26 protein-coding genes and 1 tRNA gene are annotated in these 23,615 nt (G+C 68.0%); 18 read left to right on the top strand and 9 right to left on the bottom strand.

What is annotated here, in order from left to right:
- Positions 1 to 1,182 carry a globin domain-containing protein gene (locus QM841_RS39920; protein WP_283336320.1) on the top strand — a complete coding sequence of 394 codons (1,182 nt, stop codon included), beginning with the start codon at positions 1 to 3 and terminating at the stop codon, positions 1,180 to 1,182.
- An 18-nt stretch (positions 1,183 to 1,200) separates the two neighbouring features.
- Here QM841_RS39920 and QM841_RS39915 read toward each other — a convergent pair whose 3' ends face one another.
- Entirely contained in the window at positions 1,201 to 2,709 is a 1,509-nt protein-coding gene (locus QM841_RS39915; RefSeq protein WP_005254223.1) for a glutamate-cysteine ligase family protein, read from the bottom strand.
- A gap of 118 nt (positions 2,710 to 2,827) precedes the next feature.
- On the opposite strand from QM841_RS39915, the gene QM841_RS39910 reads away from it, so the two are divergent.
- The gene (locus tag QM841_RS39910) at positions 2,828 to 3,088 is read left to right on the top strand and encodes a hypothetical protein (RefSeq protein WP_005251602.1); all 261 of its coding nucleotides are present in this window, start codon (positions 2,828 to 2,830) and stop codon (positions 3,086 to 3,088) included.
- A gap of 4 nt (positions 3,089 to 3,092) precedes the next feature.
- Here QM841_RS39910 and QM841_RS39905 read toward each other — a convergent pair whose 3' ends face one another.
- Entirely contained in the window at positions 3,093 to 3,881 is a 789-nt protein-coding gene (locus QM841_RS39905; RefSeq protein ID WP_283336319.1) for a M23 family metallopeptidase, read from the bottom strand.
- A gap of 113 nt (positions 3,882 to 3,994) precedes the next feature.
- The gene (gene cycA, locus QM841_RS39900) at positions 3,995 to 5,473 is read right to left on the bottom strand and encodes a D-serine/D-alanine/glycine transporter (protein WP_283336318.1); all 1,479 of its coding nucleotides are present in this window, start codon (positions 5,471 to 5,473) and stop codon (positions 3,995 to 3,997) included.
- A 176-nt stretch (positions 5,474 to 5,649) separates the two neighbouring features.
- On the opposite strand from cycA, the gene QM841_RS39895 reads away from it, so the two are divergent.
- A complete protein-coding gene (locus QM841_RS39895) occupies positions 5,650 to 5,907 on the top strand; it encodes a hypothetical protein (protein ID WP_105415257.1) in 258 nt (85 codons plus the stop codon).
- On the opposite strand, the gene QM841_RS39890 is transcribed toward QM841_RS39895, so the two are convergent.
- Positions 5,908 to 6,678 carry a dienelactone hydrolase family protein gene (locus QM841_RS39890; protein ID WP_283336315.1) on the bottom strand — a complete coding sequence of 257 codons (771 nt, stop codon included), beginning with the start codon at positions 6,676 to 6,678 and terminating at the stop codon, positions 5,908 to 5,910.
- 71 nt (positions 6,679 to 6,749) lie between these two features.
- Between QM841_RS39890 and QM841_RS39885 the strand changes: the two genes are divergently transcribed.
- Together QM841_RS39885 and QM841_RS39880 are read left to right on the top strand one after the other, a co-directional pair.
- Positions 6,750 to 6,822 (top strand) — tRNA-Arg (locus QM841_RS39885).
- 410 nt (positions 6,823 to 7,232) lie between these two features.
- Positions 7,233 to 7,676 carry a VOC family protein gene (locus QM841_RS39880; RefSeq protein ID WP_283336313.1) on the top strand — a complete coding sequence of 148 codons (444 nt, stop codon included), beginning with the start codon at positions 7,233 to 7,235 and terminating at the stop codon, positions 7,674 to 7,676.
- Between the two features lie 42 nt (positions 7,677 to 7,718).
- Here QM841_RS39880 and QM841_RS39875 read toward each other — a convergent pair whose 3' ends face one another.
- Positions 7,719 to 8,594, bottom strand: a complete 876-nt coding sequence (locus QM841_RS39875) for an amidohydrolase family protein (protein ID WP_283336311.1) — start codon at positions 8,592 to 8,594, stop codon at positions 7,719 to 7,721.
- Between the two features lie 59 nt (positions 8,595 to 8,653).
- Positions 8,654 to 9,187, bottom strand: a complete 534-nt coding sequence (locus tag QM841_RS39870) for a ribonuclease H family protein (RefSeq protein WP_283336309.1) — start codon at positions 9,185 to 9,187, stop codon at positions 8,654 to 8,656.
- A 72-nt stretch (positions 9,188 to 9,259) separates the two neighbouring features.
- On the opposite strand from QM841_RS39870, the gene QM841_RS39865 reads away from it, so the two are divergent.
- The 8 genes from QM841_RS39865 to QM841_RS39830 all read left to right on the top strand — a co-directional run bounded on the left by QM841_RS39865 (position 9,260) and on the right by QM841_RS39830 (position 15,453).
- Positions 9,260 to 10,186, top strand: a complete 927-nt coding sequence (locus QM841_RS39865; protein ID WP_283336308.1) for a DNA-3-methyladenine glycosylase family protein — start codon at positions 9,260 to 9,262, stop codon at positions 10,184 to 10,186.
- Between the two features lie 128 nt (positions 10,187 to 10,314).
- The gene (locus tag QM841_RS39860) at positions 10,315 to 11,010 is read left to right on the top strand and encodes an energy-coupling factor ABC transporter permease (RefSeq protein ID WP_283336350.1); all 696 of its coding nucleotides are present in this window, start codon (positions 10,315 to 10,317) and stop codon (positions 11,008 to 11,010) included.
- Positions 11,007 to 11,369 (top strand): PDGLE domain-containing protein, encoded by a 363-nt coding sequence (locus QM841_RS39855; RefSeq protein ID WP_105415372.1) that lies wholly within the window; start codon positions 11,007 to 11,009, stop codon positions 11,367 to 11,369. Before QM841_RS39860 ends, QM841_RS39855 begins: the two co-directional genes overlap by 4 nt.
- 2 nt (positions 11,370 to 11,371) lie before the next feature.
- Positions 11,372 to 12,136: a cobalt ECF transporter T component CbiQ gene (cbiQ, locus tag QM841_RS39850; protein WP_105415374.1), complete on the top strand. Its 765-nt coding sequence runs from the start codon at positions 11,372 to 11,374 to the stop codon at positions 12,134 to 12,136.
- The gene (locus tag QM841_RS39845) at positions 12,133 to 12,927 is read left to right on the top strand and encodes an energy-coupling factor ABC transporter ATP-binding protein (protein WP_283336307.1); all 795 of its coding nucleotides are present in this window, start codon (positions 12,133 to 12,135) and stop codon (positions 12,925 to 12,927) included. The genes cbiQ and QM841_RS39845 overlap by 4 nt, the downstream gene beginning before the upstream one ends.
- A 50-nt stretch (positions 12,928 to 12,977) precedes the next feature.
- Entirely contained in the window at positions 12,978 to 14,048 is a 1,071-nt protein-coding gene (locus QM841_RS39840) for a class I SAM-dependent methyltransferase (RefSeq protein ID WP_283336306.1), read from the top strand.
- A 182-nt stretch (positions 14,049 to 14,230) separates the two neighbouring features.
- Positions 14,231 to 14,833: a DUF8020 domain-containing protein gene (locus QM841_RS39835; protein ID WP_317568287.1), complete on the top strand. Its 603-nt coding sequence runs from the start codon at positions 14,231 to 14,233 to the stop codon at positions 14,831 to 14,833.
- 191 nt (positions 14,834 to 15,024) lie between these two features.
- On the top strand, positions 15,025 to 15,453 hold the full coding sequence (locus QM841_RS39830; RefSeq protein WP_037231028.1) for a hypothetical protein: 429 nt from the start codon (positions 15,025 to 15,027) through the stop codon (positions 15,451 to 15,453).
- A 54-nt stretch (positions 15,454 to 15,507) separates the two neighbouring features.
- Here QM841_RS39830 and QM841_RS39825 read toward each other — a convergent pair whose 3' ends face one another.
- Together QM841_RS39825 and QM841_RS39820 are read right to left on the bottom strand one after the other, a co-directional pair.
- Entirely contained in the window at positions 15,508 to 16,704 is a 1,197-nt protein-coding gene (locus QM841_RS39825; RefSeq protein WP_283336304.1) for a CaiB/BaiF CoA transferase family protein, read from the bottom strand.
- Between the two features lie 8 nt (positions 16,705 to 16,712).
- Positions 16,713 to 17,078, bottom strand: a complete 366-nt coding sequence (locus QM841_RS39820; protein WP_283336303.1) for an ArsR/SmtB family transcription factor — start codon at positions 17,076 to 17,078, stop codon at positions 16,713 to 16,715.
- Positions 17,079 to 17,246: 168 nt separating this feature from the next.
- Between QM841_RS39820 and QM841_RS39815 the strand changes: the two genes are divergently transcribed.
- The 5 genes from QM841_RS39815 to QM841_RS39795 are packed head-to-tail and all read left to right on the top strand — an operon-like array spanning position 17,247 to position 22,452.
- Entirely contained in the window at positions 17,247 to 18,815 is a 1,569-nt protein-coding gene (locus QM841_RS39815; RefSeq protein WP_283336302.1) for a long-chain-fatty-acid--CoA ligase, read from the top strand.
- A complete protein-coding gene (locus QM841_RS39810; RefSeq protein WP_283336301.1) occupies positions 18,812 to 19,855 on the top strand; it encodes an MBL fold metallo-hydrolase in 1,044 nt (347 codons plus the stop codon). The genes QM841_RS39815 and QM841_RS39810 overlap by 4 nt, the downstream gene beginning before the upstream one ends.
- A 12-nt stretch (positions 19,856 to 19,867) precedes the next feature.
- A complete protein-coding gene (locus tag QM841_RS39805; protein WP_280780378.1) occupies positions 19,868 to 20,629 on the top strand; it encodes a crotonase/enoyl-CoA hydratase family protein in 762 nt (253 codons plus the stop codon).
- Positions 20,630 to 20,676: 47 nt separating this feature from the next.
- Positions 20,677 to 21,555: a LysR family transcriptional regulator gene (locus QM841_RS39800; protein WP_283336300.1), complete on the top strand. Its 879-nt coding sequence runs from the start codon at positions 20,677 to 20,679 to the stop codon at positions 21,553 to 21,555.
- 12 nt (positions 21,556 to 21,567) lie between these two features.
- The gene (locus QM841_RS39795) at positions 21,568 to 22,452 is read left to right on the top strand and encodes a LysR family transcriptional regulator (RefSeq protein WP_280780380.1); all 885 of its coding nucleotides are present in this window, start codon (positions 21,568 to 21,570) and stop codon (positions 22,450 to 22,452) included.
- On the opposite strand, the gene QM841_RS39790 is transcribed toward QM841_RS39795, so the two are convergent.
- Positions 22,434 to 23,396: an NAD(P)H-dependent flavin oxidoreductase gene (locus QM841_RS39790; RefSeq protein WP_283336299.1), complete on the bottom strand. Its 963-nt coding sequence runs from the start codon at positions 23,394 to 23,396 to the stop codon at positions 22,434 to 22,436. The two genes, QM841_RS39795 and QM841_RS39790, sit on opposite strands and share 19 nt — an antisense overlap.
- Positions 23,397 to 23,615 lie beyond the last annotated feature (219 nt).

The raw sequence follows: 23,615 nt of genomic DNA, 5'->3' as shown, positions 1-23,615 counted from the left end.
ATGCTCTCGCCCACCTCGACGGACGTCATCCGCGCCACCCTGCCCGTGGTCGGCGCCGCGATCTCGGACATTACGACGCTGTTCTACCGCAAGCTGTTCGACGCGCACCCCGAACTCGAACGTGACCTGTTCAACCGCGGAAATCAGAAGCAGGGCGAACAGCAGAAAGCGCTGGCCGGGGCCATCGCCGCGTTCGCGGCCCTCCAACTCGAGCCCGATCAGGCGCGCGTCGACCTCATCCTGTCGAGGATCGCGAACAAGCACGCCTCACTGGGGATCGAGCCCGCGCAGTACGCGATCGTGCACACCCACCTGTTCGCGGCCATCGTCGAGGTCCTCGGTGACGCCGTCACTCCCGAGGTCGCTGCGGCCTGGGACGAGGTGTACTGGCTGATGGCGGAGACGCTGATCGCGATGGAGGCCGGCCTCTACGCCTCGGCGGGAGTGACGGTCGGCGACGTGTGGCGGGACGTGCGGGTCCGCGAGCGCCGCCACGAGTCCGCCGACACGGTGTCGTTCGTGCTGACGTCCCTCGACGGCTCGCCGCTTCCGTCGTTCGCTCCGGGGCAGTACCTGTCCGTGGCGGTGCACCTGCCGGACGGCGCGCGCCAGATCCGCCAGTACAGCCTGTCGTCGGCCCCGTCGCGCGGTGACTGGAGGATCTCGGTGAAGCGAGCGGGCGAGGTGTCGAACTTCCTGTACCAGAACGTCTTCGAAGACGACATCGTGACGGTGTCGACGCCGTTCGGCGATCTCGTCCTGCAGGACGACGACGCGCCGCTGCTGCTCGTGTCCGCGGGCATCGGGTGCACGCCGATGATCGGGATGCTCAGCCACCTCGCCGACACCGAGGACAGCCGACCGATCTCGGTGCTCCACGCCGACCGGTCCGCCAGCAGTCACGCGCACCGCGCGGAACTGACCGAACTGGTGGAACGTCTGCCGTTCGCGGTGATGCACCGCTGGTACGAAGACCTGGGCGCCCGCCGGCCCGAGGGCAGCCTGCGGGAGGGCCGCGCGGACCTCGGCGAGGTCGCGATCGCGCCCGGCACTCGCGCCTACCTGTGCGGTCCGTTGCCGTTCATGCTCGGAATGCGGGAGGCGCTCCTCGCGAAGGACGTGCCCGCCGAGAACATCCACTACGAGGTGTTCGGCCCCGACAGTTGGTCGGCCACCGTGTGAGAGCCACGGCGGCTTCGTTCACACCGGCCAGGTGTGGACGGGGCTGCCCTCACGCATGTTCTCCACGTACTGACGCAACATGGCGGCCAGGGCTTCCGGGCGGCTCAGACCGGCGTTCTCGTGCCGGACCACCTGCGCACGCTGCCACGACGCCCCCGTCTGCCGGGTGACGCACCGGCCCTCGATGACGCTGAGGTAGCGATCGCGGGCCTTCGCGGACAGCCCGAACGCGGCGAGCCCCTCGTCGGCGATCGGCAGCAGCCGCCGCAGGACGAGCTCGTCGGCGCCCGCGAACCCCACACCGGGCCAGTACAACTCGGCGTCCATACCGTACTTCGCGCCCGCGTGCAGGTTCTCCTCGGCCGCGTTGAACGACATCTGCGACCAGACGGGCCGGTCCGATTCGACGAGCCCGCGCAGCGCGCCGTAGTAGAACGCGGCGTTCGCCATCGTGTCGAGCACCGTCGGGCCCGCGGGCAGCACCCGGTTCTCGATCCGCAGGTGCGGCTTGCCGTCGTCGCTGTCGTACACCGGGCGGTTCCATCGGTAGATGGTGCCGTTGTGCATCTGCAGTTCGCTGAGGTCCGGTACCCGGCCCGCGTCGAGTTCGGCCGACGGGTCGACGTCGGAGACCTCCGGCAGCAGCGCCGGGAAGTATCGGGAGTTCTCCTCGAACAGGTCGAAGACCGACGTGATCCATCGTTCGCCGAACCACACACGCGGCCGCACGCCCTGGTTCTTCAGCTCCAGCGGCCGCGTGTCGGTGGCCTGCTCGAAGATCGGGATGCGCGATTCGTGCCACAGCGCCTTGCCTGCCATGAACGGTGCATTCGCGGCGAGGGCCACCTGGGCACCGGCCAGGCACTGCGCGGCGTTCCAGTGCGCGGCGAATTCGTCCGGCGCGACGCGCAGGTGCAGCTGCAGCGACGTGCACGCGGCTTCCGGGAGCACCGAATTGGCGTCCACCTTCAGCTGTTCGGCGAGCCGGCCCTCGAGCGGCACACCCTCGAGGTCGAGTTCGATGTCCTCCCCGCGCGCGGCGAAGATCTGATCGTTGAGCTGCTCGTAGCGGGGATTCGCGGTGATCCACTCGCGGCCGAGGTGCTCGAGTTGCAATGTCGGGAGCATTCCCACCATCACCAGCTGGGCGTCGTGCCCGTGGATCCGCGCGTCGGCGACGTGCAGCGATGCCCGCAGGGTGCGTTCGAGCTCGAACGTCCCCTCACCGATCAGGGGACCCGGCCGGACGTTCATCTCGACGTTGAACTGACCGAGTTCGGTCTGGAACACGGCGTCGTCGTCGATCGACTCGAGGACTGCGAGATTGGACATCGCCGGCGTCATGTCGGCATGGACGAGATTGAACTCGATCTCCATGCCCAGCATGGGCCTCGGCGGGTCGACCTCGTCGACGAACGCTCCCTCCCGCAGCATCCTCTCGAGCGCGTCGACGCACATGAGCACCTTCTGCCGGAACAGGCGCCGGTCTTCTCGGGTGAATGTCCGAGACGTCACTTCGCGACCCATACCACTCCCCAACTGCGCGTCGAACTGCGCTCACGGGGGAGCATATCCGTTCATCCCGCGCGAAGGCGGGATGGCGGGCTAACCTCGAACCAGACGCTGGTGAGCGGAAGGACTTGAGATGACGCCTGATACCGACTCCAAGAAGAAACCAGAGTTCTCCGTGGGCACGCGCGTGAAAACGCGGCATTCGGCCGATCACGAACTGGCCGAGAAGAAGTGGCCCCTGGAGGCCGGCGTCATCGTCGACGATTTCGCCGGCGTCCAGGACATCAGCAACGATTCGTACGGCCGCGACTGGGCCGTCTCACGCCGCTGGGCGATCGCCCTCGACAGCGGACCACTCGTGTTCCGCAACGACGACGACCTCGAGCCGGAATAGGCCCTTACGCGTTGGCGCCTGCGTCGCCCCAGGTGACGGCCACGCCGCGGTCCTGCAGCCAGCGCCCCGGATCGACCTTGTTACCGCTCGCGTCGTGTACCTCGAAGTGCAGGTGCGGTCCGGTGGACTGACCGCGGTTACCGACGTGGGCGATCTCCTGCCCGGCGGTGACGCGCTGCCCCACGCTCACGGTGTAGTCGTTGACGTGTCCGTAGACGGTGACGGTGCCGTCGTCGTGCAGCAGACGCACCCACAGTCCGAAACCGGACGCCGCGCCGGCGTCGATGACCTGACCGTCGGCCGCCGCGAGCACCGAGGTGCCGATGGGCGCCGCGATGTCGATGCCGCCGTGGTGTGCTCCCCAGCGGGAACCGAAGTTGGAGGTCAGCTTGCCCGACACCGGCTGAACCGCGTGCGGCTTGACCGGGTTGACGGACGACAGCCACTGCTGCGCCTGAGCGCCGAGGTCCGGGCCGCCGAGGTTCTGGGCGGCGGCACCGAGGTCTGCGGGCAGTTCGAAGCCGGCGGGAAGGACACCGGCCGGGATCTCGAACGGCACACCCGGCAGCGTCTGCGCGCCGCTCGTCTCGTGGGAGTCGACGGGGGCGGCAGCAGCGTTTCCGGCGCCCAGCTGGGCTGCGCCGACCACGATGGCTCCGGTGGCGGCCGCAACAGTCGCGGCCTTGATGCCCACACCCGCTCCGGTCTGCTGGTTGCGATGGCGTCCGCGCGCCGCGTCCGGATCGATCTCGAAGCGAACGGAAGACCCGTTTGCCCGGTGGTGGGAACCCACAGTAAATACCTCGTCAGTCGTCGGATTGCAGCTCTCCCCGTCCGGGGTGGGCTCCTCTGTCTGGCGACGAATGTAACAAAACGATATAGGTCCGCGCCACCGTTACCGAACGTTTATGTTCGGCGGTCCTCGAGTTCTGCCTTGAATGCGGCGTAGCGGGCGCGGTGCGGGGCGCGCCGGCGGATCACCGCCCACGCGATCCCGAGCACGACGAACCATACCGGGGTGACGAGGAGCGCCTCCAGGGTGTCCGCCTCCTGGGTCAACGCCCAGATGAGGAACACGAAGAACGCCAGGACGACCCAGCACATCACCACACCGCCGGGCATCTTGAACTTCGACGCCTCGTGCAGTTCGGGCCGCCGCTTCCGGTACACGATGTAGCTGGCCAGGATCATCGTCCACACGAACATGAACAGCACCGATGAGATTGTCGTCACAGTCGTGAACGCCTCGATGACGGAGTCGCCGGAGAACAGCAGCGCGATCGCCGACAGCAGGAAGGCGCACGAGAACATCAGCGCATTGGCCGGGACCTTGCGGGAGGAGAGCCTGCCGAGCCGGCCCGGCGCGTCACCCTCCTGCGCGAGGCCGTAGACCATCCGGGACGTCGAATAGATTCCCGAGTTCGCCGAGGACGCCGCGGACGTCAGCACCACGAACTGGATGACTCCGGCCGCGATCCCCAGACCGGCGAGGGTGAACATCGCCGTGAACGGGCTCTCGCCGGGGACGACCTCACGCCATGGCGTGACCGAGATGATCACGATCAGCGAGACCACGTAGAACAGCAGGATGCGGATGGGGATGGAGTTGATGGCCTTCGGCAGGTTCTTCTCCGGGTCCTTCGCCTCGGCCGCGGTGGTGCCGACGAGCTCGATACCGACGAACGCAAAGACCGCGATCTGGAATCCGGCCACGAAGCCCATCGCCCCGGTCGGGAACATGCCGCCGTCGTTCCACAGGTTGTCGAAGCCGGCCTCCGAACCGTTGGGCGACGTGAAGTGCGTGAACACCATCACGAGTCCGACGACGATGAGGCTGACGATGGCGATGATCTTGATCAGCGCGAACCAGAACTCGGTCTCACCGAACGCCCGCACGGTCGGCAGGTTCAGCAGCAGCAGCGCCGCGATGGCGACCAGCGCCGGGATCCACAACTGGAGGTCGGGCCACCAGTACTGCACGTAACCGGAGATCGCGACGATGTCGGCGATGCCGGTGACGATCCAGCAGAACCAGTACGTCCACCCGGTGAAGAACCCGGCCCAGGGGCCGAGCAGGTCGGCGGTGAAGTCGGAGAACGACTTGTAATGCAGGTTGGAGAGCAGCAGCTCGCCCATCGCCCGCATCACGAAGAACAGCATGAAGCCGATGATCATGTAGACGAAGATCACCGACGGTCCGGCCAGCGAGATCGTCTTCCCGGATCCCATGAAGAGACCCGTGCCGATTGCTCCGCCGATCGCGATCAGCTGGATGTGCCGGTTGGCGAGCTGCCTGGAGAGATGCGGCTCACCGGCCGGTCCCGTCCCTGAGCCATCACCCGGTTCCGATCCGATCGAGCCCGTCGAGGAAGTGCGGTCAGCCATGGAACACCTGCAACCCTTCTCAGTCCTTGCTGTCACCGTCCGAAAGCGTGGGTCACGTTACGCCGGGACCGTTCGCGCACCACGGTCGAGGACGGCATTCCGCATCGAGGGACTTGACAGAGGCCGAGTAGCTAAGGCTAACCTCAGTTCGTTACTTCGAGGCGAGGAGCCTGCACATGATCGAGGACCTGATCGAGATCGCGTACGCCCAGGGCGCAGTCACCTGCGTGGCTCAGGCCGCCGACGGCGTCGACGAGTACGAACTCGCACGGGTCGATTCGGTCGCGTCCAGCGTCACGGTCACGGTGCGGGCCGACGGCAAATTCGCGAAGGCCACCAGCGTCGAGGGCTACCTCAGTCTCGGGCAGGTCGTCCGGGCATGCGGACTCGACTACCGGCACGCCACGTCGAGCGCCCGCCAGTACATCCACTGATCAACTCAAGTGCTCCCCGAAGAAACCGTCGATCCTCTTCCACGCGTCGGCGGCGGCTTCCGGGTCGGGCACCATCCCCGTGACCTTCGCCAGGGGACGCAGCACCTTCGGTCCGGCCAGTTCATCGTTCAGGAACGTATGACCGGCAGTGGGGTACTCCTTCACATCGTGAGCCACGCCGGCCTTCGTCAGCGCCGCCTCCAACTTGGCCGCCGCATTCCGCAGAGCGAAGTCCTTGCCGCCGTAACTGGCGACCACCGGGCACGCACCCGCCACGGCCGCGTCGAGGTCGCGCGGCAGGACCCCGTAGTTCGGGGCCGCCGCATCGAACCCCGTGCGCAGGGACATCAGGGCGAACCCGCCGCCCATGCAGAATCCGATGACACCGATCTTCCCCGTGCAGTCCGACGAGCCGGACAACCACTGACGGGCAGCCTCGATGTCGCCGTACGCCCGGCCCTTCCCCGAGAGCATCGCCCGCATCGTCGACACCAGACAGCGTCGCGCACCACCCGCACTGAACAGATCCGGCGCAACCGTCAGAAACCCCGCCGCCGCCAGCCTGTCCGCCTGCCGGCGCATCACGTCGTCCAAGCCGAACGCCTCGTGCACCATCACTACACCCGGCCACGGACCCTCACCGGACGGCCTCGCCAGATAACCGTGCAAGTTCAGCGAACCGTCGTGCCGCGCAGCGAGGTCGGTCAAGTCGATCTCGGACATGTGCGTCTCCCGTTCCGTCGTCACTTCCAGAACATCTGCGACAACCATGCCCTCCCCATCGCGAGCGCACCACCATTCCCGCTACACTCACCTCGGTGTGCGCCCCGCGCGTGCACCGCGCCTTCGTAGCTCAGGGGATAGAGCAACCCTCTCCTAAAGGGTAGGTCGCAGGTTCGAATCCTGCCGAGGGCACTCTCCTGCCTGCGGTAGTCCTCACTGCGCTCCGCTCCCGCAGCTTGGACGTGGTAACGCAGGTCACGCCGCAGGCGATACGCCAGGCAGGTCGGGACGACCCGAGGAGAGTCTCATGAACTGGGTGGACATCGACATCTTCCCGCCGCTGATTGCCAACCTGCTGCACCTGTTGGCCGCCCTGACGAACAATGGGACGGGATCATGATCGGCATATTGCCCGACCTGCCGTACATGGGATTGGACTGGGAGTTCTTCTTCCCGACCAATCTCTATATCGCGTTCATCAACTGGTGGAATCCTTTCTAGCGCAGGGCAGCTCGGTCAGCGGGGTCCGCGCCCGCGTCGACATTCCGGGGCTACGGATATTGCGGACCGTGGCTGACCTCGATCGTTCGTATCGTCGCCCCATGACCACCACCGAGAACCGCCCGGCCGCCCTGCACTCGTACTTCGCCTACCGTGACGCCCCGGCAGCTCTGCGCTGGCTGGAGCGCGCGTTCGGTTTCGAGACCACCCTCGAATTCCCGGACGACAACGGCGGGATCATGCATTCCGAATTGCGACGAGGCGACGCCGCCATCATGGTCTTCAGCGACGACGGCAACTACGACCGGCCTGCGCTCCGCGGCGAGACCGTCGGGCACGGTACGTATCTCAGCGTCGGCAGCGACAGCGAAGTCGACGAGCTCTACGCCACGGCGATCGAGGCCGGCGCCACCTCGGTCTGGGAACCCGCGAACACCCCATGGGGCAACTACCGGTGCCGGGTCCTCGACCTCGAGGGATTCGAGTGGCCGTTCGGCACCCTGCGCCCGGGCGAGAGCAGTGCTGACTGGTCGGAGTGTGAATGACGGTGACACGGAACCGGATCGACGCGGCACCGCACCCCGTCGTCAGACGATCGCGAAGAGCCGGGCCGCGTTGTCGTGGCACACCGCTCGCAGCCACGGCTCGCCCAGGTCGAATCGGGTGAGTCCCTCGAGTGCGTCGAGGTAGGGATACGGGATGTTGGGGAAGTCGCTGCCGAACACGATGCGTTCCTGCAGATCCGCCAGCCGGTGCACCTGATCGCGCGGAAACGGTGTGGCCGCTTCGGTGTAGTCCGTGAACGTCATCGTCGTGTCGAGATACACGTTGCCGTACTGGTCGGCCAAGTCCAGGAATTCCCGGTACTCCGGCAGACCCATGTGGGCGATGATCAGGTGCAGCCTCGGGTACCGCGACAGCAACTCGGCGATCGGGCCGGGGCCCGTGTAGGTGCCGGGCGCCGGCCCCGACCCGCAATGGATGACCACCGGGACACCCGACTCCTGCAGCACACCCCACACGGGGTCGAGGAGCGGATCGTTCGGCGAGTAATCGCCCACCTGGATGTGGGACTTGAAGACGCGCGTCCCCGACTCGACCGCCTCGGCGACATACGTGGCCGCGGACTCCTCCGGGTAGAACGTCGAGGTCCGCAGACAGTCGGGGGTCTGTTGGGCGAACTCGACCGACCACTGGTTCAGCCACGCGGCCATCTCCGGCTTGTGCGGGTAGATCATCGACGTGAACCGCCTGACACCGAACCCACGGAGGTGTTCGACGCGGACGTCCTCTTCGTGCCGGTAGTGGATGGGCCACTCACGTCCGGTGAGGGGACCGACTGCGTCGAAGTAACCCCACACCTTCTCCATCACGTTCGCAGGCATGAAGTGGGTGTGAACGTCGATGATGCCGGGCAGCCCCAGCGCACGCCAGAACTCCTGCACTCGCAGATCCTCGGACAACAGTCTTCTCCTCGACGCAGTGCCGGACGCAGACCCCGGCAGATCAGAACGGGGCCGACTCAGAACAGCGTGAACGCGTCCTCGGCCTCGGGGGTGGACGGCGCGACGACTGCCGGTGCAGGCGCGGGGGCAGGGGCAGAGACCGGCGCCGGCGCGAGCGCACCGGACGCGACGGCGCGGGCCGCCTCGCCCGCGAGAACGTCGGCCATCTCGTTGTAGTGATTGCCGACGTGGCCGCGAACCCAGCGGAAACGCACGGGCCCGGGCCGTTCGCTGATGGCCCGGTCGATGGACTGCACCAGTGCGAGGTTCTTGACGGGGGCGCCACCCGCCGTCTTCCAGCCTTTGCGCTTCCAACCGGGCAGCCACTCCGACGCGCACTTGATGGCGTACTGGGAATCGGACTCGATCAGCAGCGGATCTTCCCCGGGATGCGCGGTGATCGCTTCGAGCAAGGCCCGCAGCTCGGCGATCTGATTGGTCCCGGAGGGTTCGCCACCCGATTGGCTGGGACCCTCGTGATTGACCCATGCCCAGCCGATCGCCCCACCGGGGTTGCGGAGACAGGATCCGTCGGTACTCACGATGATCATGGCTGGGACTTTACGTGCGCGCTCCGACATCCGCCGGTAGCGGTCGCCTTCGGAGTGGATACGCTGCATTCGATGACGGTTTCGCTGGAGGTGGTCGAGACCACCGTGACCGCGCGGCGTCCCCTGGACGTCGCCATGTCGTTGCAGCCGCTGCAACGCGGCAAGGGCGACCCCTGCCACCGCCGGACGGCCGACGGCTCGATCTGGCGGACGTCGGTGCAGAAGTCGGGGCCGGTCACGTATCGCCTCACCCAGATCGACCGCCACTCGGTGCGCTGTCAGGCGTGGGGTGCGGGCGCCCACGAGTTGTCCGAGGGCCTGGGCCGCCTCGTCGGCGACCACGACGACTGCGCGGACTTCGCCCCCGACCATCCGATCCTCGTCGAGGCCCACCGCCGATTCCCGCACCTGCGCCTCGGCCGCACCGACCGGGTGATGGAGGCCCTCGTTCCCGCCATCCTCGAGCAGCGTGTGCACGGCCTCGCCGCGTTCGCGTCGTGGCGGCGGCTCGTGTGGAAGTTCGGCGAACCCGCGCCCGGTCCCGCCCCCGACGGGATGCGACTACCGCCGACCGCGGACGTGTGGCGGCGGGTTCCGTCGTGGGAATTCCACCGGGCCAACGTCGACCCCAGCCGGTCCCGGACGATCGTCCGCTGCGCGCAGGTCGCCGACCGGCTCGAGAAGATCGTCGACCTCCCCCGCAAGGAAGCGAATCGCCGGCTGATGTCCGTCCCCGGCGTCGGGATCTGGACGGCGGCCGAGGTGTCGCAGCGTGCGCTCGGCGATCCCGACGCCCTGTCGGTCGGCGATTATCACCTCGCCGCGGTGGTGGGGTGGTCGCTGCTCGGCAAGCCCCTCGACGACGCCGAGATGGTGGAGTACCTGGCTCCGCTGCAGCCGCACCGCTATCGCGCGGTACGCCTGCTGGAGGTGAGCGGACAGGCCGTCAAACCCAAGTTCGGGCCCCGGACGGCGCTCGTCGACCACACCTGGCACTGACCCGGGATCCGCGGAGACCACACACGCGCTCACCGGCACCCATGAACACCTGTTCAAGTGTTCATACGAGAAACTAGACTTCGAAGGATCAGCTGCCGGCCGGAGGAGACGCCGTGGAACCCGTGGCAATGCACATGAGCGACGGCCTGATCAATGCGCCGACCTCCCTGCTGTTCGTCGTCGTCGCGGTGGCGGGACTGTCGATCGCCGCGTGGCGCGCGCGCTCCGAACTCGACGAACGCACCGCCCCGATGGCCGGTCTCGTGGCGGCCTTCATCTTCGCGGTCCAGATGGTCAACTTCCCGATCCTTCCCGGTGTGAGCGGGCACCTCCTCGGCGGCGCGCTCGCCGCCATCCTCGTCGGCCCCTACACCGGCATGCTCTGCGTTTCGATCGTGCTGATCGTGCAGGCGCTGCTGTTCGCCGACGGTGGGCTGACGGCGCTCGGAGCGAACATCACCAACATGGCGATCATCGGGGTGGTCGTCGGCTACGGCGTCGCGGTGGCCCTGCGTCCACTCGTGGTGCGACAGCAGCGACTGCGCTTCCGCATCCTCGGTGCGCTCGCCTTCGCCGCGGCACTGTGCGGAACGGTGGCGGCGTCGATGGGCTTCGTCCTCGAATACGCGATCGGCGGTCATGCGACGTCCGGAGATTCGACGTCGCTGGGCGCGGTGGCGGTGTACATGCTCGGGGCGCACGTGCTGATCGGCATCGGCGAAGGCCTCATCACCGCCGTCACGGCGACGGCCGTGGCGAAGGCGCGCCCCGACCTCGTGTACCTGCTGCGGACGGCGCCCCGCCGAGTCGAGGTGCGGGCATGAGCACGTCGTCGCCGGTCTCGCTGCGCCGATTCCTCATCGGCTTCGCGCTGGTGGCGTTGCTCGTCGCCGGCGCGGTCTCGTACCTCGCCAGCTCGAGTCCTGACGGTCTGGATTCCGCGACCACTCGCGGGTGCGAAACCGTGGAAACCGATACCGGGGAGACGCTCGAGGGTGACTGCATCGCCCAGAACGCGTCCGCCCACCCGTTGTCGGACTCGCCGCTCGCCGACTACACGGTGGGCGGCCGGTCGCATCTCACCGGGGTCGCGGGCGTGATCGGCGCGACCGCCACGTTCGTCGTCGCGGGTGGCCTGTTCTGGCTGCTCGCCCGCGTGCGGCGCAACCGAACGAGCCCCTGACCGTGGGAGCCGGCCACGCCCATCCGCTCTACCTCGACGGCACGTCCCCCGTGCACCGACTGCCGGCCGAGGTCGGGATCGTCTGCGCCGTCGTCTTCGTTTTCGCGGTGGTCGCGACGCCACGCGAGGCGTTCTGGGCGTTCGCCGGGTATCTCGCGATCCTGATCGTGATCTGGCGGATCGCCGGCATTGCGCTCACGTGGATCGGACCGCGGATGCTGATCGAGTTGCCATTCGTGACGCTCGCGCTCCTCCTGCCGTTCGCCGAGGGCGGTGCACGCGTCACCGTCCTCGGACTGTCGCTGTCCGTCGCGGGCCTCTACGCCGCCTGGGGCATTCTCGTGAAGGGCACGCTCGGCGTCCTTGTCTCGCTGACACTCGCCGCGACGACGCCGGCCCGGGACCTGCCGTTGGGTCTGGCGCGGCTGCGCGTGCCCGCGATGCTCACCACGATCGTGGTGCTGATGCTGCGCTACCTCGACCTGCTGACCGCCGAGGTCGAGCGGATGCGCACCGCCCGGCTCTCCCGCGGCGACGACCCCCGGACGTTCCGGCAGATCGGTGCCACCGCCCGGGGCGTCGGCGGCTTGTTCGTGCGGTCCTACGAGCGCGGCGAGCGCGTCCACCTGGCCATGCTGTCGCGGGGTTTCACGGGTTCCGTTCCCACGATCGGCGCGCCCCCGGCGACCGCTGCGATGTGGCGGGCGGGGCTCGTGCCCGCCGTGTGCGCGGTGGGGATCTGTGTCACCGTGTGGGTGCTCCGATGACCGCGGCCGTGCATCTCGAGGGCGTCTCGTTCGCGTATCCGGACGGCAGGGCCGCGCTGCACCGGATCGACCTCACGGTGGAACCCGGCGAGCGGGTGGCCGTCCTCGGTCCGAACGGGGCCGGGAAGACCACACTGATGTTGCACCTCAACGGCATTCTGACGGCCACCGAGGGCAGTGTCACCGTGGGCGGGCTGGAGCTGTCGCGGGGGGCGTCCCGGGACACGGTGCGGGAGGTCCGGCGCCGCGTCGGCATCGTCTTCCAGGACCCCGACGACCAGTTGTTCATGCCGACCGTCGCGCAGGACGTCGCGTTCGGTCCGGTCAACTTCGGGGTCACCGGGACCGCGCTCGACGAGCGGGTGCACGACGCGCTGACGGCCGTGGACATGACGGCACATTCGGACCGCAATCCCGCGCACCTCTCCGTGGGGCAGCGCCGCCGCGTCGCGCTGGCGACGGTCCTCGCGTGCGCCCCGGACGTGCTCGTGCTGGACGAGCCGTCGAGCAATCTCGACCCCGTCGCCCGACGCGAACTGGCCGACGTCCTCCTGGGTATCGACACCACGCAGCTGCTCGTCACGCACGACCTGCCGTACGCCGCCCAGTTGTGCACGCGCGCCGTGATCCTCGACGAGGGACACCTGGTGGCCGACGGTCCGATCCTGGAACTGCTCTGCGATCCCGCGCTGCTCGCCCAGCATCGTCTCGAGTTGCCCTGGGGTTTCCGGCTTCCCGCGACCGACCCTCATTCGCCCGGCGAACGATCCGTGACACCGCCGACCAGGTAGCCCACGATGGGGAGACGAAGCTTCGCCCGCACTCCCACCGGAGGTCAGCGATGTCCATACCCGAAGCCGACGCCGGGGCCGTGTCCCAGCGCATTTTCGACGCATCGCTCGGGGCGATCGACCTCCTTGCCGTCCATCTGGGCGACCGTCTCGGCTGGTACCGCAGTCTCGCGTCGGACGGTCCGGCGACCGCGGACCAACTGGCGGAACGCACCGCCACCCACCCGCGGTACGCGCGGGAATGGCTCGAACAGCAGGCCGTGTCGGGACTTCTCACGGTCGACGATTCGGAGCCACGGACGTTCACGCTTCCGGCCGGCGCCGCCGAAGTACTCACCGACGAGCAGAGTCTCAACTATCTTGCACCGCTGGCGCGGATCTTCGTCGCCGCGACCACGCAGATGCCCGCGTTGCTGGAGGCGTACCGCACGGGCGGCGGTGTGGGTTGGGCGCAGTACGGCACGGATGCCCGTGAGTCGCAGGCCGACATGAATCGGCCGTGGTACGAGCAGGTTCTTCCCGGTGCACTGGCATCGGTTCCCGAGGTGGATGCATTGCTCCGGACGCCCGGTGCCACCATCGCCGACGTCGGATGCGGCGGCGCCTGGTCCACGATCGCACTCGCGCGCGCCTACCCGGATGCCCGGCTCCACGGCTACGACATCGACACCGCGACCGTCGAACTCGCGAGGTCCAATGTGCGCGAGCGGCCGGACGTCGCCGATCGGATCACGATCACCGAATCGGATGCGGCCGGGATCCCCGAGAGCAGCTACACCGCCGCGTTCGCGTTCGAGTGCATCCACGACATGCCCGCGCCCGTCGACGTGCTGTCCGCGGTCCGCAACGCACTGGTTCCCGGTGGCGCGATGATCGTGATGGACGAGGCGGTGGACGACGAGTTCTCCGCCCCGGGAAGCGACATCGAGCGTCTGATGTACGGATTCAGCCTCACCGTGTGTCTTCCCGACGGCATGAACCACACACCCAGCGCGGGCACCGGAACGGTCATGCGCCCGAGCACATTGCGCGGCTACGCCGAGGCGGCAGGTTTCGGCACCATGGACGTCCTGCCGATCGAGGATTTCGCGTTCTTCCGGTTCTACCGGCTCACGGTGTAATCCCTGCACCGACACCCCGATACGCACGTATTTTGCGGAAAGGCCGAAAACTGGGGCATCCGAAGGGGGAAGATGTCTGCAGTAGGCAGGTTACGGACGCTTTCGCCGGTCGGGGCAACTGTGAAGCGCCAGGTCGAACCAGATTTGTCGTTTGTCATCCGCTACTACGCATGGGAAACACCATGAAACTGCATAGAGTGACAGCACCGGCAGCGCTGCTGATCGCCACCCTGTGTGTCGGAATGGGTACCGCGTATGCCGCCCCCACTCCCGCCGACCAGGCCGTCATCTCGCACACCAGCCTGAGCGCCGACGGCCGATCGGTCGGCACGGCACTCGACGCCGGGCACTTCACCCTGTCGCGGACGGCCGCCGCCGTCGACATCGTCAACGATTCGGGCACCCCGGTGGGCATGATCCCCCTGCGCTATTCGATCGCCGGTGTGCAATTCGCGATCGATCCGGTCATCACCGACGCCGGCCGGTTCCTGAACCTGACACCCACGACGACCCCTGTCGCGGGAACCCTCGCCCTCACCCCGGTCGACAGGGATTCGGCGTACAACAACATGGTCGAGCAACTGCAGATCGGCTGGGACAACGGCGGCGGGACCGCGACCGCGATCGGCGCAGGCATCGGATTCGTCGTCGGGTGCGTCTTCCTCATCCTCGGCGGGTGCCTCCCCGGTGCCGCGGTGGGCGCAGCGATCGGCGCGGTCACGGGTATCAGCAACGCGAACCCCGCTGCGCCACCAGCGGTTTACGAATTCCTCGGAACCCCGTAGCGGGGCTTTCCGTCCGACTCCGAAGACGATTTCGGGAGGGCTATGGGTTAGTTCGCACACGGGGAGCATCACCGCGCACCCACATATGCATGTAGCCGTTCCGGTTTTCCAGCGAATATGGTCCACGCACAACGATGTTCGGTGCACTCAGGTGGGGACCGTGTTCGTCCTACGACATGGTGGGAATTTCCATGAAACTCTTGAAAACTCTGGCATTGTCCATATTCGTCATCTCCGCGATGGCCGTCGGGGCGGGCACTGCGTATGCCGATCCCGCACCTCAGGGAATCGACTGGTCGCAGCCGCTGATGACCCCGGCAGCCGACGGCGGCAGCAGCCAGGTGGCCGAACAGTTCTTCCCGGAGAACGAAGTGAAGCAGGACGCCTTCGACAAGATGACCAACGAGATCAATACCGGCTGGAACAACGCGGGCCTGCAGGGCATGGCGATCGGTTCCAACGTGGGCATGGCCATCGGGTGCGTGTCGATCTTCCCCAACTTCATTGCCGGCTGCATCGTCGGCGCAGTGGTCGGCACCATCGCCGGCGCCGTCATCGGCATCGGTGTGGGTAATCCCAACGCACAGCCGGCCGTAGAGCAGTTCTTCGCCACACCCTGAGCGAAGAGCGAGCTGCAGCCCCGGCCTCACTCGGGCCGGGGCTGCGGCGCGTCGTCAGCCGACGACGCCCTGGTCGCGCATCGTCGCGATATCTTGCGCCGACCAGCCCAGTTCACCGAGGATCCGATCGGTGTGCGCGCCGAGCGCGGGCACGTCGCCCATCCGCATCTCCACGTCGGAGAACGTCATCGGGGGCAGCATCGCCCTGATCGGCCCGGCCTCGGTGCCGATGTCACGCCAGCGGTCGCGCTGATCCAGCTGCGGATGCTCGATCAACCCGCCCATGTCGTTGAGCTCCGCCGCCGGGATCCCGGAGTCCGCGAGCGCCTGGTCGAGAGCCGCGCTCGTGAAGCGTTGAGTCTCCTCGGCGACGAGGGCGTCCACCTCGGCGCGGTGCTGCACGCGCAGCATGTTGGTCGCGAACCGGGGGTGGTCGGCGAGTTCGGGGCGTTTGAACACGTCGGTCACCAGTTGCCGCCACCCGCGGTCGTTCTGGACACCGATGAGGATCTGCCCGTCGAGGGTGGGGTACGAGTCGTACGGGACGATCGCCGCATGACCGAGCCCGACGCGCGGGATCTGCTTGTCGGCGTACATCTTCATGTACATCGGGTGGCCCAGCCACTCGGCGGTCGCGTCGAACATCGACACGTCGATCCGCGCCCCCACCCCGGTTCGTGACCGCCGGAACAGGGCTCCGAGGACTGACGTCATCGCGTACATTCCCGCCGCGATGTCGGAGACCGGAACACCCGTCTTGGTTGCGGTGTCGGGGGTGCCGGTCACCGAGATCATCCCCGTTTCGGCCTGGACCAGCATGTCGTAGGCCTTGCGTTCGCGCCGCGGCCCCGCCGATCCGTAGCCCGACATGTTCACGACGATCAGTTCCTCGTGGTCGGCGCGCAACTCGTCGGCGCCGAACCCCAGACGGTCGGCGGCGTCGGGGGCGAGATTCTGGACGAAGACGTCGGCCTTCGCGATCAGCTTCGCGACGGTGTCCCGACCCACCTCGGACTTCAGGTCGACGCCGAGCGACTCCTTCGACCGATTCAGCCACACGAAATGCGAGGCCTGCCCGAACACCGCGTCGTCGTAGTTGCGGGCGAAGTCTCCCTCACCGACGCGCTCGATCTTGATGACCCGCGCGCCCATGTCCGCGAGATGGCGGGTGGCGAGCGGAGCGGCCACGGCCTGCTCGAGTGCCACGACGGTGATGCCGTCGAGCGGCAGCAGTCCGGGGTCGTTCTCCATGTCGGGATTCACCTTTCCTCTTCGGCACCCGGGTGATTGTGATAGTGCGTGGCCCCGATCGTGTGCAGCAGTTCGTGCACGGTGTCGTCGGTGAGCCGGTACCGCATCGATCGACCGTCCCGCGTCGCCGACACCCACCCCTGGTTGCGGAGCAGTCGCAGCGCGTGCGAGACGGCGGTGCCGGTCATGTCGAGTGCCGCCGCCAGGTCGCCGACGCAGATGTCGGGGGCGTGGTGCAGACACAACAGCAGTCGGAGGCGGTTGCCGTCGGACAGCAGTTCGAACCGGTTGGCCCACCCGCCGATGTCGGGGGTGTGCAGTGCCGCCGCAGCACGCTGAACATCCTCGGGGTTCAGGGCGGGGGTGGCGGCCATCACGCCAGTCTACAAACGCCGCGAGGCCGCTCGGCCGGGCATCCATAGGCGATTCCTCACTGTCCGTTCGGCTCTGTGACTTTGTTTCCGGCCTCACACGGGTGGTCGACTGGCAGCACGCGTCACCCGGTTCCCCGGCGGCGTCGACGAGTCATCGAGGAGCGTGATGTGAGCGGTCTGCATCTTCCCCAGCGCGTGCGGCGCCATGCCGCAGAACGGCCCGGAGCACCGGCCGTGACGTGTGGTGACACCACGCTGACGTATGCGGAGCTCGACTGGCGGACCAATCGGATCGCAACCGCGCTGTCGGCGTTGACATCCGGCGGCGGCCGGGTCGGGGCACTGCTGCGGATGCGCACCGAGGGGGTCGAGACGTTCGTGGCCGCCGCCAAGTCGGGGCTGGTGTTCGTCCCGCTCAACTGGCGACTCCCGCCCGCCGAGGCCGCCGCGATCGCGGTCGATGCCCAGCTCCAGGTACTGATCGTCGAATCCGAATTCGCCGCCGCCGCGGACGCCGTCCGCGACGCGCTCCCGAGTGTGGTCGTGGTGGTCGTCGACGCCGCCGACGGCGACGTTCTTCGGCCCGGCACCTGGACGTGGGACCGGCTGGTCACGTCCGGCACCGCCACCGATCCGGGTCTCGGGGACGACCCCGACGCCGAGGTGCTGCAGCTCTACACATCGGGCACCACGGGCTTCCCGAAGGGCGTCGTCGCGACGCATCGCAACCTGCACAACGAGCCGCAGGGCCTGCTGATCTATCGCTGGAAGCCCGGCTCGGTGGCACTCGACGCCATGCCGCTGTTCCACATCGCGGGTGCCGGCTGGTTGAGCACGTGCCTGTCGGCCGGCGTCCACGTGGTGCTGCTCGGCGCGTTCGACGCCCGACAGGTCGCCGAACTCGTCGAACGGCATCGGATCACCCACGCCTTCCTGGTTCCGTCGACCATTCAGATGCTCCTCGACGTGCCCGACCTCGACCGCTACGACGTGTCGAGCCTCGAACTGGTTGCCTACGGTTCGGCGCCGATCACCACCACTCTGCTCCGGCGCGCGATCGATCGCCTCGGCTGTGGATTCGTGCAGCGCTACGGCATGACCGAGACGACGGGCTCGGTCACCGCCCTCGCCGTCGAGGACCACGACCCGTCCGGGCACCGCGCGCACCTGCTGCGTTCCGCCGGCAAACCCATGCCCGGTGTCGAGGTCGAGATCCGGGACGTGGTGACCGGCGCCCGGCTTCCGGTGGGCGAGTCCGGGGAGATCGTGTGCCGCTCACGCAACAACGTCACGGGTTACTGGCGGCGGCCCGACGAGACCGCGCAACTGCTCACCGACGACGGTTTTCTGCGCACCGGCGACGCCGGGCACATCGACGAGGAGGGCTATCTGTTCGTCACCGACCGGGTGAAGGACATGATCATCACGGGAGGCGAGAACGTGTACCCGATCGAGGTCGAATCGGTGCTCGCCGAGCATCCGGCGGTCGCCGAGGTGGCGGTGGTCGGCGTGCCGCACCGGACGTGGGGTGAGTCCGTGACGGCGGTCGTCCGGCTCGTCGATCCGTCGAACCGACCGGACGAGCAGGACCTGATCGCGTTCACCGCCGCCCGGCTCGCGTCGTACAAGAAGCCGCGGGAGATCGTCTACGTCGCCGAACTTCCGCGCGGAGCGAGCGGCAAGATCCTCAAACGCACCCTGCGCGAAGGGCTCCGCGCCACGGAGGTGCCGTCGTGATCGTCACCGAAGACGTCGGTACCGTCCAGCGCGAGGCGTGGGCCCGCGGCGTCCTGCCACCGGTCGAGCAGGTACGACCCGGATTGTGGTCGATCCCGGTGCCGATGCCGCGAAACCCGTTGCGCTACGTTCTGATCTACGCGCTCGCGCTGCCCGACGGCCTCGCCCTGATCGACGTCGGCTGGGATTCCGAGGAGTCGTGGCGGGCCCTCGTCGACGGCATCACCGAGACCGGGCACCACGTCACCGACGTCCGGTACGCCGCCGTCACCCACCTGCATCCCGACCACTTCGGTCTCGCGCCGCGGCTGCGGGAGGTCAGTGGGGCCGCGCTCGCGATGCACGGCGCGGATGCCGCACTCCTCGGCCACCATTCGCCGGAGGACGCCACCGCCGACGAACAGCTGTGGAACACCCAGCTCGCCCAACTCGGGGCCCCCACCGACATCCTCGCGGCCGCCCGCGTCGACCTCGTTCGCCTGGGAGCGGGCGAATCCATGGACGTCGTGCTCGATGACGGCACTCCCCTGGACCTTCCGGGCTGGGATCTGCGGGCGGTCTGGACCCCGGGGCACACTCCCGGTCATCTGACCTTCGTCGACGACACCCACGGGCTGATGTTCAGCGGCGACCACATGCTGCCCCGCATCAGTCCCAACATCTCCACGGTCCCCGGCGAGCTGGAGAACCCGCTGCACCGCTACCTGCTGTCGCTGCACGCCACCACCTCCATGCCCGACGGCGAGGTGCTGCCGGCCCACGAGTACCGCTTCCGGGGCATCGCCGACCGCGCCCGGCAGCTGATGGGTCATCACGAGGAACGCCTCGCGGAGATCGTCGACGCCCTGGGGGTGCGCCCCGAATCGACGGCGTGGGAGATCTCGCAGCACATCTCGTGGTCGCGGCCGTTCGAATCCATGTCCGACCGCCTGCTCCGCCTCGCGGTCCGCGAAACCCATGCCCACCTGCTCGTTCTGGCCGACCGCGGGAGCATCCGCTCACACGGCGGGCACCCCGAACGCTGGACCCCGACACCGTAAGGAAGACACCCCATGAGCGTGGTTCTCACCGAATTCTCCGACGGCGTCGCCGTCATCACCCTGAACCGGCCGGAGGCGAAGAACGCCGTCGACCTCGAGGTCGCCAAGGCGCTTGCCGCCGCGATCGACGAGTTCGAGGCGCGGCCCGACCTGACGATCGCGATCCTCACCGGCGCCGGGGGAACGTTCTGCGCGGGCATGGATCTGAAGGCGTTCACCCGCGGGGAGCGGCCGTCGCTGCCCGGACGCGGCTTCGGCGGAATCACGGAGGCCCCGCCGACGAAGCCGCTGATCGCCGCGGTCGAGGGCTGGGCGCTGGCCGGCGGCTGCGAATTGGCACTGTCGGCCGATCTGATCGTCGCCGCCCGCGACGCCAAGTTCGGCATCCCCGAGGTCAAGCGGGGGCTCGCCGCCGCCGGCGGCGGCCTGCTGCGACTGCCGAAGGTGCTGCCGTATCCGATCGCGATGGAGATGGCGATCACCGGCGACCCCCTCACCGCCGAGGTGGCGCACGCGCACGGACTCGTCAACCGGCTCACCGAGCCCGGACAGGCCCTCGACACCGCACGCGAACTGGCGGCACGGGTCGCCGCCAACGGTCCCCTCGCCGTGCGCGCCACCAAGCAGGTCGTCGCGATGTCCGCCAACTACACCGACCCCGACGCGTTCATCGGGCAACGCCGCTTCCTCGATCCGGTGTTCGCTTCCGAGGACGCCCAGGAGGGTGCACGCGCCTTCGCGGAGAAGCGCCCGCCGGTGTGGCGTGGCCGCTAGCCGCATGATCGGCACAGCCCGCATCACGGCTTCCGTACGATGACCGCGTGGACCTGCATCTCGTCACCTACTTCGTCGCGGTAGTCGATCACGGCGGGATCACCAGGGCCGCGCAGTCCCTCTACATCTCGCAACCGTCGCTCTCGCAGGCAATCCGCACACTCGAACGCCGCCTCGGTGTCACCCTGTTCGACCGCACCGGGCGGCGTCTCGAGCTGACCGAGGACGGCCGCACCCTCGACGTCGCCGCCCGCCGCATCCTCGCCGACGTCGAACGGGCCAAGGCGAAGGTCGCCGCTGTGCGCGAACTCGTGTCCGGCCGCGTCGACGTCGTCACCTACGCGGCGTTCTCGATCGATCCGATCGTCGGCCTGGTACGCCGGTTCCGTGAGCAGTACCCCCGCGTGACGGTCCGCATCATCGACGCCGACGGCCCCACCGGCGTCCTCGGCGCCCTGCGCCGCGGCGAGGCCGAACTCGGGGTGATCGACCTGTCCGTCGACCACAGCGCACTGCGCTCGGTCCCCATCGGCGACCAGGAGCTGGTACTCGCCCTGCCCGATGCACTCGCCGCGACCCTCCCCGATCCGGTGCCCCGCTCGGCCGTCCGCGACATTCCGCTCGTTCAGGATCTCGGGGACAAGAGCGACGCGGCGCTGATCACCGAGCTCGTCGGCGAGCCCGCGAACGTCGTCATCGACTGCACGCACCCGGGCGCCACGTGGGAGCTGGTGATGCGCGGCGCGGGGGCCACCGTCCTCCCCCGCCTCGTCGCCGAGGAACAGTTGCGCGGGGTCTCGATCCGGTCGATGACGCCGAAGCTGACCCGTCCCGTCGGTCTCGTGCAGCGGTCCGGGCCGGGATCACCGGCGGCCTCGGCGTTCGTCGCGATCGCGCAGGCCACCCGAACACCGGCACCCGAGTGAGGAACTGAGCACATGGAGTTGCGTCAGGTCGAGTACTTTCTCGCCGTCGTGGAACACGAAGGCATCAACGGGGCCGCCGCGTCGCTCGGTGTCGCACAGCCCACCATCTCGCAGGCATTGCGCGGGCTCGAGCGGGAACTGGGTGTGCAGCTGTTCCACCGCATCGGCCGGGGCATGGTGCTCAGCGCCGCAGGGCGCAGCATGGTCGGGCCGAGCAGGCAGATCCTGCGCGACGTCACCGCCGTCGAAGACCTCCTCGCCACCTCCGACGGGGCACTCGCCGGCCGACTGGACATCATGGCGTTTCCGGCGTTGGCGATCGGACCCCTCGTCGACCTCGTCACCGAATTCCGGCGAACCCACCCGAATGTGATGGTCCGGTTGGGTGAATTGAAAGACGAGGCACAGGCCGGGTCGCTGATCGAGGATGGCCACTGCGAATTCGTGGTGGCCCACCTACCGCTGGACGACGCCCGCCTGGACGTCGTCGAACTCGGCGAACAGGAGTACTGGCTCGTGTACCCACCGGGCACCGACCTCCCGGACGGTCCCGTTCCGCTCGCCGCGCTTCCCGACATCCCGATGGTCTTCGTCCCCCGCGGCCACTCCGTCGCCAATGAGATCGAGGAATCGATCCGTCGCGCCGGCGCACGCCCCACTCTCGCGGCGCTGTCCGATCACCGCGAGGCGCGACTTCCCCTGGTACTCGCGGGAATAGGCGGGACCCTGCTGGAACGGTCGATCGCGGAGGCGGCCCAGGACCGCGCGGTGGTCCGCCGCGCGGAGCCGACGATTGCCCGCACCTTCGGGATCGCATTCGATCCCGACATGCTCTCCCCGGTCGGGCACGCGTTCGTCGAACTCGTGCGGGCGGAAGGTTACAGCGCGAGCAGGTAGCTCTTGGCCGCGGCGTACTCGGAGACGAGCCGGTCGACGAGTTCCGCCGTCGGTTGCACCGAGCGCACGGTGCCGATCCCCTGTCCGGACCCCCAGATATCGCGCCATGCCTTCGTTTTGGCGGTTCCACCGCTGAAGCTCATGGCGGACGGGTCGGAGTGGGCGAGATTGTTCGGGTCGAGTCCGGCGGCCTCGATGCTGCCGCGCAGGTAGTTGCCGTGCACCCCGGTGAACAGGTTGGAGTAGACGATGTCGGACGCGGTGGAGTCGACGATCATCTGCTTGTAGCCCTGGTCCGCGTCGGCCTCTGCGGTGGCGATGAACGCGGAGCCGATGTATGCGAGGTCGGCGCCGGCGGCCTGCGCGGCGAGAACCGAGCGGCCGTGAGCGATGGAGCCCGACAGCAAGAGCGGCCCGTCGAACCATTCGCGGATCTCCTGAATCAACGCGAACGGCGACAGGGTGCCCGCATGTCCGCCGGCGCCGGCCGCGACGGCGATGAGGCCGTCGGCGCCCTTCTCCACGGCCTTCTTCGCGAACTTGTTGTTGATGACGTCGTGGAGGACGATGCCGCCGTAGCTGTGGATGGCCTCGTTGACTTCGGCGCGGGCGCCGAGGGACGTGATGACGATCGGGACCTCGAACTCGACGATGGTCGCGAGGTCCTCGTCGAGGCGGTCGTTGCTCTTGTGGACGATCAGGTTGACCGCGTACGGCGCGGACGGTGTCTCCGGGTTGTTGGCGTCGTGCTTGGCAAGGGTCTCGGTGATGCGGGTGAGCCATTCACGCAGGACGGGCTGCGGGCGGGCGTTGAGCGAGGGGAAGGAGCCGACGATGCCCGACGTGCACTGGGCGATCACCAACTCGGGACCCGAGACGATGAACATCGGGGAGGCCACAGCCGGCAGGCGCAGGCGATCGGACAGCACGGAGGGTAGAGACATCGGTTCTCCTGATGAGGGGGAGTCTTCTGATGCAAGCACTTCCAGGTCCGACCAGTTCAGCACGCAGTCCGGGCGTGGACAAAGACACATCGCTGATGGTCCGGTTAATCGGAACCTATGACACTCGGCGGTAACCATAGGTTTCACCTCATCCGGTGTATCCCAGAACGACATTGCGGCGGAACGTTCCCGGTGATCGACTGGCTGGGCGGCACGGCG

This window comes from Rhodococcus sp. IEGM 1307, assembly GCF_030056915.1.
Lineage (GTDB): Bacteria > Actinomycetota > Actinomycetes > Mycobacteriales > Mycobacteriaceae > Rhodococcus_F > Rhodococcus_F opacus_D.
Note: the sequence above shows the minus strand (reverse complement) of the source record. Positions and strands in the feature narration are given on the sequence as shown.

Coding starts and splice junctions, on each gene's coding strand:
- QM841_RS39890 (WP_283336315.1), bottom strand. CDS start 6,678: ATGGTTGTCGCAGATGTTCTGGAAGTGACGACGGAACGGGAGACGCAC.
- QM841_RS39880 (WP_283336313.1), top strand. CDS start 7,233: ATGACCACCACCGAGAACCGCCCGGCCGCCCTGCACTCGTACTTCGCC.
- QM841_RS39830 (WP_037231028.1), top strand. CDS start 15,025: ATGAAACTCTTGAAAACTCTGGCATTGTCCATATTCGTCATCTCCGCG.
- QM841_RS39860 (WP_283336350.1), top strand. CDS start 10,315: ATGCACATGAGCGACGGCCTGATCAATGCGCCGACCTCCCTGCTGTTC.
- QM841_RS39795 (WP_280780380.1), top strand. CDS start 21,568: ATGGAGTTGCGTCAGGTCGAGTACTTTCTCGCCGTCGTGGAACACGAA.
- QM841_RS39825 (WP_283336304.1), bottom strand. CDS start 16,704: ATGGAGAACGACCCCGGACTGCTGCCGCTCGACGGCATCACCGTCGTG.
- QM841_RS39870 (WP_283336309.1), bottom strand. CDS start 9,187: ATGATCATCGTGAGTACCGACGGATCCTGTCTCCGCAACCCCGGTGGG.
- QM841_RS39840 (WP_283336306.1), top strand. CDS start 12,978: ATGTCCATACCCGAAGCCGACGCCGGGGCCGTGTCCCAGCGCATTTTC.
- QM841_RS39790 (WP_283336299.1), bottom strand. CDS start 23,396: ATGTCTCTACCCTCCGTGCTGTCCGATCGCCTGCGCCTGCCGGCTGTG.
- QM841_RS39915 (WP_005254223.1), bottom strand. CDS start 2,709: ATGGGTCGCGAAGTGACGTCTCGGACATTCACCCGAGAAGACCGGCGC.
- QM841_RS39805 (WP_280780378.1), top strand. CDS start 19,868: ATGAGCGTGGTTCTCACCGAATTCTCCGACGGCGTCGCCGTCATCACC.
- cycA (WP_283336318.1), bottom strand. CDS start 5,473: ATGGCTGACCGCACTTCCTCGACGGGCTCGATCGGATCGGAACCGGGT.
- QM841_RS39865 (WP_283336308.1), top strand. CDS start 9,260: ATGACGGTTTCGCTGGAGGTGGTCGAGACCACCGTGACCGCGCGGCGT.
- QM841_RS39855 (WP_105415372.1), top strand. CDS start 11,007: ATGAGCACGTCGTCGCCGGTCTCGCTGCGCCGATTCCTCATCGGCTTC.
- QM841_RS39910 (WP_005251602.1), top strand. CDS start 2,828: ATGACGCCTGATACCGACTCCAAGAAGAAACCAGAGTTCTCCGTGGGC.
- QM841_RS39820 (WP_283336303.1), bottom strand. CDS start 17,078: ATGGCCGCCACCCCCGCCCTGAACCCCGAGGATGTTCAGCGTGCTGCG.
- QM841_RS39895 (WP_105415257.1), top strand. CDS start 5,650: ATGATCGAGGACCTGATCGAGATCGCGTACGCCCAGGGCGCAGTCACC.
- QM841_RS39835 (WP_317568287.1), top strand. CDS start 14,231: ATGAAACTGCATAGAGTGACAGCACCGGCAGCGCTGCTGATCGCCACC.
- QM841_RS39920 (WP_283336320.1), top strand. CDS start 1: ATGCTCTCGCCCACCTCGACGGACGTCATCCGCGCCACCCTGCCCGTG.
- QM841_RS39845 (WP_283336307.1), top strand. CDS start 12,133: ATGACCGCGGCCGTGCATCTCGAGGGCGTCTCGTTCGCGTATCCGGAC.